We start from the raw sequence: 11,104 nt of genomic DNA, 5'->3' as shown, positions 1-11,104 counted from the left end.
CACCTCAACCATTGCCGCACTAAAAACCGTTTTAGAACGACTTCTGGAGCGTCCCAATTTAGCTGAAAAGCAAAAGTTGGAATGGAAAGCAATGCTGAAAACCATTCCACCCATCAGTTTTAGGGCATTTGAAGGTCGCACCACAATTGCTCCGGCAAAACTTTGGGAGCGCATTAACAATACCGAAAGTCCGCAGTTGTATCCCGTTTATCCCTGGGGCATTTATGGAATTGGTAAACCTGGTTTAGACACCGCTATCAATACCTTTAAATACGATACAGATGTATTGAAATTCCGCAGTTTTGTAGGCTGGAAACAGGACAATATTTTTGCTGCCAGATTAGGTTTAACTGAAGATGCTGCAAATCTAACCACCGCAAAGTTAAAAGACTCAGGAAGGAGATTTCCGGCATTCTGGGGACCTGGCTTCGACTGGACACCAGACCATAATTGGGGCGGCTCTGGTATGATTGGTTTACAGGAAATGCTGATGCAGGTAGACGGAAAAAAAATTTATCTTTACCCTGCATGGCCTAAAGAGTGGGATGTACATTTCAAGCTCTATGCGCCTTACCAAACCACCGTTGAAGGGCAGTTGAAGAATGGAAAATTAATAGATTTAAAAGTATGGCCTGAATCAAGAAGGGCAGATGTAATTAATATGATTAAATAAATGGTATCGTCTTCCTGAACTTGTTTCAGGATCTGAACAACAAGATAGACCCTGAAATAAATTTAGGGTGACGAGCAATATAAAATTAGTAAAAAATGGATTTACAATTAAAAGAAAAAGTTATTATCATTACCGGGGCTGCAAAAGGCATTGGTAGAAGCATTGCAGAAGTATTTGCGAATGAAAATGCAATTGCGGTAATCGTAGGTAGAAAAGCAGAAGATAACCAAAAAGTAGTTGATGAGATTGTTGCACAAGGCAAACAAGCGGAACAATTTGTTGCAGAACTTTCCAATCCAGAGGATTGCGAAAAAGTAGTTAAAGAAATCGTCGCTAAATTTGGAAGGATTGATGGTTTAGTAAATAATGCGGGCGTTAACGATGGAGTAGGTTTAGAAAGTGGAAATTATAAAGACTTTATGGCTTCGTTACATAAAAACGTAGTGCATTATTATCTGATGGCACACCATGCCTTGCCGGAATTAATTAAAAGCAAAGGTGCTATTGTAAATATCACCTCTAAAACTGCCGAAACCGGACAAGGAAATACTTCAGCCTATGCTGCCGCAAATGGAGGTAGAAATGCATTAACCCGCGAATGGGCTGTTGAATTATTAAAATATGGCATCCGTGTAAATGCAGTAGTGGTTGCCGAATGCTGGACACCTGCTTACGAAACCTGGATAGAGACTTTAGATAATGCGGAAGAAAAACTAAAAGAGATCACTTCCAAAATTCCATTGGAAAATAGAATGACAACCGCTGAAGAAATTGCAAACATGACAGCCTTTTTAATGTCTAACAAATCAAGTCATACCACCGGACAGATTATCCATGTTGATGGCGGCTATGTTCATTTAGACAGGGCTTTGGCGAACGCTTAAATTAATTACGAGATCATGTCATCCTGAGCCTGTCGAAGGACTATTGATGGTCTTCGACAGGCTCAGACTGACAATAAATAAATTACAATGAAAACCCTTACCTGTACTACACCTGGAACTTTCGAATATTCAGAAACAGAAAAACCTGAGCTTAAAAAAGACCATGCGATTATAAAAATTAAAAGAATCGGTATCTGTGGGACCGATTTACATGCCTTTGAAGGTACCCAACCTTTCTTTAACTACCCCAGAGTTTTAGGTCACGAGTTATCTGGCGAATTGGTTGAAGCCGATGGAGCCAATAGTTTCAAAATAGGAGAGGCTGTTACTTTTATCCCATATTTTAATTGTGGCGAATGCATTGCCTGCCGAATGAACAAACCAAACTGCTGTGTTAAAATGCAGGTTTGTGGTGTACATGTTGATGGTGGTATGCGCGAATATTTACAGGTTCCATCAAGAACACTTTTACATGGCGAGGGCTTGAGTTATGATGAACTCGCTTTAGTTGAACCATTAGCTATCGGTGCGCATGGTGTGCGTAGGGCAGATGTTCAACCTGGAGAATTTGTTCTGGTTATTGGTGCCGGGCCAATTGGTTTGGGTACGATGGAATTCGCCAGAATTGCCGGGGCCAACGTAATCGCCTTAGATATTAACGAAGACCGTTTGGCTTTCTGTAAAGATAAATTAAAGGTAGCACATGTGGTTAATGCGCTTTCGCCTGATGTTGTGCAACAACTGAGTGATATTACCAATGGCGATATGCCGACGGTAGTAATCGATGCTACAGGTAATCAGAAGGCCATTAACAATGCTATAAACTATATGGCACATGGAGCGAGGTTCGTTTTAATCGGCTTGCAAAAAGGAGATTTAATTTTTAACCACCCTGAGTTTCATAAGCGCGAATCGACATTAATGAGCAGTAGAAATGCCACCATTGAAGATTTTGAACATGTAATCAAATCAATGAAAGCTGGTTTGGTTAATCCTACCAATTATATTACGCATCAAGTTAAATTTGAGGAAGTAAAAGATGAGTTTGAAAGCTGGTTAGATCCAAAGAATGGAGTGATTAAAGCGATGGTTAGTGTAGGAAATTAAACTTTAGCCATACTTTTACTGGGGCGTCATGCTGACCTGTAGCAAAGCGGAAAGCTACGCAGTAAATTTAGTTCAGCATCTATTACATATAATATTCATTTTCAAAGATCCTGAAACAAGTTCAGGAGGACGATCAAGGGGTGACTATCTCATAAATCGTCCTCGTTTGTAACGAGGATGCATGAGGATGGCGATTTTATCGCCCCAAAGCAATTTATTTAGCGCTTTCCCGAAGCTTCAGAATGACCGTGGTTATGCCTATTAAGCTAAGCTCCTGAAACAAGTTCAGGAGGACGGTCAAAGGGGATGTTAATCACAGAATGATAATCGCATAAAAAAGCCGATAACCCTAAGATTATCGGCTTTTTATTGAGCATTAATTTATTAAAATTATTTATAAAAAACCTCATTCCAATGCAATTCATTCCTGAATTGATTGATTTTGGTATCGGCACCAATATTTACATATTCTAAGCCGGCAATATTCGCAAAATCTAATAAATGCTCGGTAGTTAAGTTCTGACTATAAGCGGTATGGTGGGCACCACCAGCATAAATCCATGCCGCACAACCCGTTTTCATATCAGGTAGTGGTTTCCACAATACACGGGCTACCGGTAAGTTTGGTAAATCATGTTCAGCTTCAACAGCTTTTACTTCGTTCACTAATAAACGGAAACGGTTGCCCATATCTATTAAAGATGCATTTAAAGCATCGCCACCAGCAACGTTAAAAACCAAACGCGCAGGATCTGCTTTGCCGCCAATACCCAGTGGATGAACCTCTAAACTCGCTTTACCACTTGCCAATGAAGCATCAACCTCGAGCATGTGTGAGCCTAAAACCATCGAGTTTGCCGGATCGAAATGATACGTATAATCTTCCATAAATGCATTTCCACCCGCTAAACCAGCACCCATTACTTTACAGGCACGTACCAAAGCAGCCGTTTTCCAATCACCTTCACCAGCAAAACCATAACCATCGGCCATCAAACGTTGTGCTGCAATCCCAGGTAACTGGATCATACCATGTAGATCTTCAAAAGTATCAGAGAACCCTTTAAAACCTCCGTCTTCCAGGAATTTTCTTAAACCCAGTTCAATTTTGGCCGCTTCATAAACAGATGAATGTCTGGCACCACCAACTTTTAAATCGGCAGTCATCTCGTAAGTCGCTTCGTATTCTTTTAATAACGCTTGAATAGACTCCTCACTTATTCCATTAATTACTGCTACTAAATCACCTATACCATAAGTGTTTACTGCGAAACCAAATTTCATTTCGGCTTCTACCTTATCGCCATCTGTAACGGCCACATAACGCATATTATCGCCAAAACGAGCGAATTTAGCACCTTGCCAATCGTGCCATCCGGCAGCAGCCCTGCACCAGGTATCAATCTGTTTAGCTACTTCTTCATCCTGCCAGTGACCTACAACTACTTTACGGTCTTTACGCATACGCGAAACCATAAAACCAAATTCACGGTCTCCATGTGCACTTTGATTCAGATTCATGAAATCCATATCAATGGTATTCCAAGGAATATCGCGATTAAACTGTGTGTGTAAGTGTAATAATGGTTTCTGCAAAACATTTAAGCCCCTGATCCACATTTTAGCAGGAGAGAAGGTATGCATCCAGGTAATTACGCCGATACAGTTCTCATCAATATTGGCTTGTTGTAAGGTTTCGAAAATCTCCTCTGTAGTTTTTACAATCGGTTTGTACACGACCGAAACAGAAATACTTCCATTTTGGTTTAACGAATCGGCCACTTGTTGAGCGTGCTCCGCTACTTGTTTTAAGGTTTCTTCACCGTACAAATGCTGCGTACCTGTAATAAACCAAACTTGTAATTTTTTTAAATCAATCATTACTATTTATGTTATTTTTAATTTATTCAATGCCATGGTCTGTGTCCTCACAGACCATTATGTATATCTTTTTTAAAGCCTACCACTCTTCTTTCGTGGGCTATGTCCTCACAGAACATTATGCATATTCTTTTTTTTTTGAAAAGCAAGGTTCCGTATTTCATCGGTTAGGGTAGTCCTGCTTTCCGTTTTATCCCGATTTTACATCGGGATGCTCACTCCAATCAGGTTTAGGTTACTTAGGTAGACCTTATTAAGTTAAACCCGACAGCAGCGGCAGCTCCCGATTCTTTACCGATGAATCGGCACTAAATTAGCATCGGGACTATAGCGAATGGCGGGGCTTTCGTTCCCCAAGCACTACTGTACCTGCTTTCCAAAACTTATTATGCAACGTTATCTCTGCACCCAAGACTAAAGACTTTAGACTCGTGACTAAAGACTACCTCAAAGCTGTCCATAATAAGCACCATCACCATGTTTACGCTCGTAATGTTTCTCTATCAACGAATCTTTCAGCTTTGGTGCCTGCGGATTGATCTGTTCTGTTAACAAAGCCATTTGCGCCACGGTTTCTAAAACCGCACTGTTATAAACCGCTTTCTCGGCTGTTTTTCCCCAGGTAAAAGGAGCGTGGTTACCCACCAAAATCATCTCGACCTCCTTATAACTTAAACCCAAACTTTCAAAATGGTTCATGATCTGAAACCCCGTTTCGTACTCATAATTCCCTTTAATCATTTCATCAGCCATTGGTGGTGCACAAGGAATATCTACTGTTAAATGGTCGGCATGGGTAGTTCCGAAAATTGGAATTGCCCTTTGCGCCTGCGCCCAGGCTGTGCCATAAGTAGAATGTGTATGTACAATTCCGCCAATTTCTGCCCAGTGTTTATATAAAACCGCATGGGTTTTAGTATCTGATGAGGGACGTAAACTGCCTTCAACAGTATYTCCGTCAAAATCTACAATCACCATTTTCTCCGGCGATAGATCTTCGTAAGGTACGCCGCTTGGCTTAATGGCAAAAACACCTTTCGACCGATCTGCAGCACTCACATTGCCAAAGGTAAAAAGTACCAGTCCCAATTTGGGCAACTGCATGTTGGCCTGGTAAGCCTGCTCTTTTATATCTTGATAGTTGCTCATGATAAGTAAGGTTTTACATCTTTTTTATTGTATTTCTCCAGGTACCTGCCTAGTCCCAAATATTGTTGGTAATGCTGGCGGTAAAGTTTTTGTTTTTTAATATTGGGTTTGTATTCTTTCTCAAAGCCTGTTCCCATGGCCGCCATTGCTGCTTCGATATCTGGATAAATACCAGCTGCTACAGCAGCGAACATTGCCGCACCTAATGCACAGGTATGCTCAAAACGATGGATTCTAATGGGCATTTCCAATACATCCGCCATCATTTGCATAATATAAGCCGATTTTTTTGCTACACCACCAATACCGATAATTCCTTTAACCGGAACACCCTGTTCTTTAAAACGATCTACAATGGCTTTCGCACCAAAACAGGTGGCGGCAGCTAAGGCACGGAAAAACCGTGGTGCATCTGTTCCTAAACCTAAACCGGTTATGGCGCCTTTAAGTTCCTGATTTGCATCTGGTGTTCTACGGCCATTCAACCAGTCTATTGCCAGTTCGGCGTAGTCGCCCTCTGGTAAAGCTGCAGCCTCGTTGCTTAACTTAGCGATTATTTTTCCTTCGAGCTCTGCCTTTAATGCAGTAGCTGTAGCTTCATCAATTACATCAGATTCAGTAAGTAAATGGTTTAATGGCCAGCTGATTAAATTCTTGAACCAGGCATAAACATCACCGAAAGCAGATTGACCGGCTTCTAAACCTGCCATACCCGGAATTACCGAGCCATTAACCTGTCCGCAGATACCGTTGATCAATTTTCCATGTAAATCCTGATTGGGAGCAACCAGAATATCGCAGGTACTCGTACCCATTACTTTACTTAGGTAGTAAGGTTCAATCTGTCCACCAACCGCTCCCATGTGTGCATCAAATGCACCAACACCAACAACTACATCTGTACTTAAGCCCAGTTTAGTTGCCCATTCTTCGCTCAATGTTCCCGCAGAAATATCAGAAGTATAGGTATCGGTGAATAATTTATCTCTAAAGCCTGCTAAAAGCGGATCAAGACTGCTAAAGAAATCTTCAGGAGGTAAACCGTTAAACTCTTCTGCCCAAAGTGCTTTATGCCCCGCGGCACAACGGCTACGTTTCATTGTTGTAATGTCGTTTCCACCACAAAGCAAAAACGGAACCCAGTCGCAATGTTCTACCCACGATGCCGCACCTTTTTTAATAGTCGAATCGACCCTTAATATGTGTAATAATTTAGACCAGAACCATTCTGACGAATAAATACCACCTACATATTTAAGGTAATTGGTACTAAATTTAGTAGCATGTTCGTTAATTTCTGCAGCTTCTTTAACTGAGGTATGGTCTTTCCAAAGCACAAACATGGCATTTGGATTTTCTTCAAAACCTTTGGTCAGGACAAGGGGAGTACCCGTTGCATCAACAGCCACCGGACTTGATCCGGTTGTATCAACTGAAATCCCCTTTACCAGATGTGCAATATCGCCACCACCTGCTTTTGTTAAACAATCTTTTATAGTGTGTGTTAAACCTTCAATATAATCTAACGGATGCTGGCGGAACTGATTAACAGCCGGTTTACAATATAAACCTTTCTGCCATCTTGGATAAAGAAAAACAGACGATGCTATTTCCTTTCCGTTTGCGGTATCGACTAGAACTGACCGGACAGAATCTGTCCCGTAATCCACTCCAATTACATAGTTTGCTGTGCTCATAACAATAAATAAATGTCTAATTAACGTTTATTTATTTGAATTAAAAAATTTTATTGCTTTTTTAATCAAAAACCTTCATTTTAACGTTTTAGTAGCATGAATTTGTATATCGGTTTTTGTATCCACCAGTGTTGGATATTTTTTAAAACCTATTCTTTTTTCACTGCCGGGTATAGAAATTTAAAAGAATTGGATACCGCCTGGTGCATAATCGTTGCATGGTTCTCCTGTGGCAAAAAATCAAAATATACTTTTACATTTTTGTTTTTGAAACCTTTTATTTTTTCAGTCAATAAATTTGCATCCACTTCCATCACCCTGGGTATTTCGGTTGGCGTTAGGCCTTCTTTACCAACAGCAATGTAAACATCAGTTTGTTGCTTAAAAGTATTTTCCTTTAATTCGGAATCCTGATTCAACAACGAAGCATTGTCCCACCATAAACTAGGACTAATGATAATGTATTTATTAAAAAGTGTAGGGTTTTTAATCAGGATTTCAGTGGCCAGCAAACCACCTAAAGATTGACCAATAAGGGTTTTGTTCGCATCCGTTTTATATTTTGCCTGAATATAGGATTGAAGCTCTTTTTCGATGAACGAAATAAATTTATCCGAATGGCCTGTTGTAGGATACCTTTTCTTGTCGCCCTCGATAGATGTTGGGAAAGTAAAATCCCGTTTCCGATCTACAGTGGCAATGCCCACCACAATTGATTTAGGCACCTGATTTACCCATTCGAAACTATTAAACTGTACCAGACCTACAATATGGATAAAATCTTCATCTGCAGAACCATCAAGCAAATAAATTACAGGATATTTTGTGGTATCGTTTTGTTGATAGCCTTCAGGAAGGTAAATGTTCAAGATTCTTTTCTCAGCCAATTCTTTTGATTGGATTTCGTCTACCACACCAAGCACGAAAGCTTTAGTGGTACTCACAGCTTTTTGTTTTTTGGTTTGTGCAATGGCCATTAGCTGGCAAAAAATCAATAAGGTAACAAAAAATATTTTAAAGGTATACGCTTGTACTTTCATTAAATAGCGGTTTTAGGCAGAATCTATCTTATTGATCAGATTCGCCGAAAATTAGCAATTTCTTTGGAAGGATTGGGCCAATATGGCTAAAATTAACATGAAATATCTTAAGGCTTTGAATTTAGCCGTACCGAATTATCACACAGGTCCAATTCCAATATCTTTTAAGCTATCAGCTTAGCCATGCGCTCATCTTCTTTTAAGCTCCTGCGCAAGCCCGATTAGAAGACCTTCTGATCCCCTGATGTAGCAAAGTTTGTAAACGTCTTCATATTGAACAACTTCACCAACCAATGTGGCGCCGTGTTTTTGCAGTCTTGGCAACAACTCGTCGATATCTGAAACCGTAAACATTACACGCAGGTAGCCAAGAGAATTAACCGGTGCTTCGCGGTGGTCTGAAATGGTAAGGGGAGTAAGAAACCGTGAAATTTCAAGTCGGCTATGGCCGTCGGGGGTAACCATCATGGCCACTTCCACGTGCTGGTTACCCAGTCCCGTAACCTTACCTGCCCATTCTCCCTCGATTGTTGCCCGGCCTTCAAGTTTCAGTCCGATTTCGGTGAAAAAAGAGATTGCATTGTCAAGCAATGCCACAACAATGCCCATATTATCCATTCTGATCAATTGGTTCTGTTCCATAAGGATTTGGTTATAATTTAAAATTAAGGAATTTCACAAAGCTAATCGATGCTTTATGGAATAAATTGTACAGATCGGAACAGCGGGTATGATATGCATTATGCGCACCAGGTGTCCCGCTACCTTTCAGTCATTGATGACTCCGGTATTAAAGATGTAGTCACCTGTTAATAGGGTTTAAATCAGAAAATATGTAATTTTAAGGCTAAAATAAAAAATGATCAAGACCATACCTCAGCTTACGGTGATTGATATTGAGCAGGAAACCGCTGGTGTAAGCAGATACAAAAATATTCCGCTTACCCTCTTTAATGACCATGTTGTAAGGGTTGGGGTAATGACGGAGCCCTTTTACTGGCACTACCATCCCAATAGTGATGAAACCTTTATGGGCATTGAAGGCACTTTATTAATTGATCTTGAGGACCGTACGGTTGAGCTGAAACCGGGACAGCTATTCACCATTCCTGCAAGGGTTAAGCACTGTACCAGACCGCTTGATGGACGTTCGGTGAACCTTACCTTCGAACTTGCTGAAATGGAAACGGTGAGCTGCGATGCAAGTTGATCATTGCATTTTGGTTTATGCCTTCTGATAAACATACCTGTAAATAATTTTGAGTAATCAATTGAAAGGTATATCTTTCATGATCTATTTTTTATCTAACACACTCAAATAAAACATGACAGGAACCCTGGCCCAGCTCATCGCTTTGGTTGCATATGGAAACAAGTGTATTGCCGATCCGGGCACACACCAAGAGTTCGTTCAACATCATAGCACTTTCCAGTTCTGCGAAAAGGTCTTTTTTACTACCGAAAAGAAAAAATATTTCTTTTCAGCAGGAAAACGTACAACCGTTGCCGAAAACCCGCAAGAATGGTTCAGGTATCTTGGTCTGGACGGATGTCAGGCACTGAGGTTATACTATGAGCCTTCGGATAGAAGTTCGGGTGCTGCAGACCATAAACTCGCCGGCATGATCGGCGGAGGAGGTACCTGGCTGATCGAGGCGATGTATCCCAAGTATTCGGATTTTTGGTATGGCGAATGGATAGTGAGCAGGGAACATGCAGAGGATAACCGCATCTGGTCGGTTGAATACAGGTGCATCGAGCAGGAGATTGATTCCAGAAACCTTCAGTTCAACGTAGGGATGCAAAGAGAAGTCCTTTCAAAAGCACTGAGTGAAATAGAGGCATTTGCCAAGGAAATAGACCTGGAAAATTTTTCCCAGGTTTTCCAAAGAGCTAATGCGGCATTGACCTCCGCACATCCTGACCAGGATTATTATCACAGCGACTTATTGCCTGAAAATGCCTATGGGTTGGCAGCGCAACAGCTGCTGTTCGCCGCCTCGCGTGCATGGGTGTTTGGGGGAATGGGTTCCTGGAACGATATGGGATTCGAAGATAAACAAATCCAGATGCGATATGAAGCCGTGTCTTCAGCACTTTATATCGCGATCAATAATGCGATTATCGCTGTTGTCAATTCATAAAAAAACAAATGACCAGAACTGAATTACATCAGCAGCTAAGGGCCCGGTGATTAGATAGACCGTTGGAAAAACTCCTAGAATATTCCAGGGAAGAAATACCTATAAAAACAAATTGTTTAAGACTACTATCTTTCATTATATCCTAATTTTATACAAGGGGCAGTATAAACCAAAATGTACTTCCTTTACCCACTACACTGTCTACACCAATTTTTCCATTGTGCTTTTTAATAATCTCTGCGCAGATATATAACCCAAGCCCTAAACCGTTATAATTAGTTACTCTGTCTTCTGCTCTAAAATAACGCTCGAAAAGATAAGGCAATTTTTCTTTTGCAATTCCTGCTCCCTGATCAATAACCGAAACCTTAGCCATAATACCCTGCTTTTCAATTGAGATTGTTATGTGTTTTGAGTTTGATGCGTATTTAATGGCATTGTTTACAAAATTGATAATGATCTGTTCAATCCTAATCGGGTCTGCATTAACTTTTAAACTTAAATCGCCTATAGTAATAAGGTTATATTC

Annotated in this window: 10 protein-coding genes and 1 pseudogene; 5 read left to right on the top strand and 6 right to left on the bottom strand. The window is 40.6% G+C overall.

Annotated elements, in window-relative coordinates; all coding sequences use genetic code 11:
- The 3 genes and pseudogenes from AC1DND_RS07840 to AC1DND_RS07830 form a co-directional block, all read left to right on the top strand.
- A pseudogene (locus AC1DND_RS07840) lies at nt 1–673 on the top strand (DUF5703 domain-containing protein); the annotation flags it as partial.
- Nucleotides 674–768: 95 nt separating this feature from the next.
- Complete coding sequence (locus tag AC1DND_RS07835) at nt 769–1,557, top strand: SDR family oxidoreductase (RefSeq protein ID WP_477580547.1); 789 nt, start codon at nt 769–771, stop codon at nt 1,555–1,557.
- Between the two features lie 87 nt (nt 1,558–1,644).
- On the top strand, nt 1,645–2,664 hold the full coding sequence (locus tag AC1DND_RS07830) for a zinc-binding alcohol dehydrogenase family protein (RefSeq protein WP_215126998.1): 1,020 nt from the start codon (nt 1,645–1,647) through the stop codon (nt 2,662–2,664).
- 390 nt (nt 2,665–3,054) lie between these two features.
- Here the strand turns inward: AC1DND_RS07830 and araA are convergent, their stop codons facing one another.
- From araA to AC1DND_RS07805, 5 genes are all read right to left on the bottom strand, one after another.
- Nucleotides 3,055–4,545: an L-arabinose isomerase gene (gene araA, locus AC1DND_RS07825; protein WP_477580545.1), complete on the bottom strand. Its 1,491-nt coding sequence runs from the start codon at nt 4,543–4,545 to the stop codon at nt 3,055–3,057.
- Nucleotides 4,546–4,992: 447 nt separating this feature from the next.
- Nucleotides 4,993–5,694: an L-ribulose-5-phosphate 4-epimerase gene (locus tag AC1DND_RS07820; RefSeq protein ID WP_477580543.1), complete on the bottom strand. Its 702-nt coding sequence runs from the start codon at nt 5,692–5,694 to the stop codon at nt 4,993–4,995.
- A complete protein-coding gene (locus tag AC1DND_RS07815) occupies nt 5,691–7,391 on the bottom strand; it encodes a ribulokinase (protein WP_477580541.1) in 1,701 nt (566 codons plus the stop codon). Before AC1DND_RS07815 ends, AC1DND_RS07820 begins: the two co-directional genes overlap by 4 nt.
- 149 nt (nt 7,392–7,540) lie before the next feature.
- Nucleotides 7,541–8,431 (bottom strand): alpha/beta hydrolase, encoded by an 891-nt coding sequence (locus AC1DND_RS07810; protein ID WP_477580540.1) that lies wholly within the window; start codon nt 8,429–8,431, stop codon nt 7,541–7,543.
- A gap of 189 nt (nt 8,432–8,620) precedes the next feature.
- The gene (locus AC1DND_RS07805; RefSeq protein WP_477580538.1) at nt 8,621–9,073 is read right to left on the bottom strand and encodes a VOC family protein; all 453 of its coding nucleotides are present in this window, start codon (nt 9,071–9,073) and stop codon (nt 8,621–8,623) included.
- A gap of 217 nt (nt 9,074–9,290) precedes the next feature.
- On the opposite strand from AC1DND_RS07805, the gene AC1DND_RS07800 reads away from it, so the two are divergent.
- The gene (locus AC1DND_RS07800; protein WP_477580536.1) at nt 9,291–9,641 is read left to right on the top strand and encodes a cupin domain-containing protein; all 351 of its coding nucleotides are present in this window, start codon (nt 9,291–9,293) and stop codon (nt 9,639–9,641) included.
- A gap of 115 nt (nt 9,642–9,756) precedes the next feature.
- Nucleotides 9,757–10,575 carry a hypothetical protein gene (locus AC1DND_RS07795; RefSeq protein WP_477580534.1) on the top strand — a complete coding sequence of 273 codons (819 nt, stop codon included), beginning with the start codon at nt 9,757–9,759 and terminating at the stop codon, nt 10,573–10,575.
- Between the two features lie 148 nt (nt 10,576–10,723).
- Here the strand turns inward: AC1DND_RS07795 and AC1DND_RS07790 are convergent.
- On the bottom strand, nt 10,724–11,104 hold a 381-nt coding region (locus AC1DND_RS07790), incomplete at its 5' end, for a sensor histidine kinase (RefSeq protein WP_477580533.1).

It is taken from the genome of Pedobacter sp. 01N416 (assembly GCF_056399685.1).
The sequence above is the reverse complement of the archived record's forward strand: the minus strand, read 5'-3'. Positions and strand labels throughout refer to the sequence as shown.

Excerpts from the sequence above, each read along its gene's own strand:
- AC1DND_RS07835 (WP_477580547.1), top strand. The coding sequence starts at position 769 with ATGGATTTACAATTAAAAGAAAAAGTTATTATCATTACCGGGGCTGCA.
- AC1DND_RS07830 (WP_215126998.1), top strand. The coding sequence starts at position 1,645 with ATGAAAACCCTTACCTGTACTACACCTGGAACTTTCGAATATTCAGAA.
- araA (WP_477580545.1), bottom strand. The coding sequence starts at position 4,545 with ATGATTGATTTAAAAAAATTACAAGTTTGGTTTATTACAGGTACGCAG.
- AC1DND_RS07815 (WP_477580541.1), bottom strand. The coding sequence starts at position 7,391 with ATGAGCACAGCAAACTATGTAATTGGAGTGGATTACGGGACAGATTCT.
- AC1DND_RS07810 (WP_477580540.1), bottom strand. The coding sequence starts at position 8,431 with ATGAAAGTACAAGCGTATACCTTTAAAATATTTTTTGTTACCTTATTG.
- AC1DND_RS07805 (WP_477580538.1), bottom strand. The coding sequence starts at position 9,073 with ATGGAACAGAACCAATTGATCAGAATGGATAATATGGGCATTGTTGTG.
- AC1DND_RS07800 (WP_477580536.1), top strand. The coding sequence starts at position 9,291 with ATGATCAAGACCATACCTCAGCTTACGGTGATTGATATTGAGCAGGAA.
- AC1DND_RS07795 (WP_477580534.1), top strand. The coding sequence starts at position 9,757 with ATGACAGGAACCCTGGCCCAGCTCATCGCTTTGGTTGCATATGGAAAC.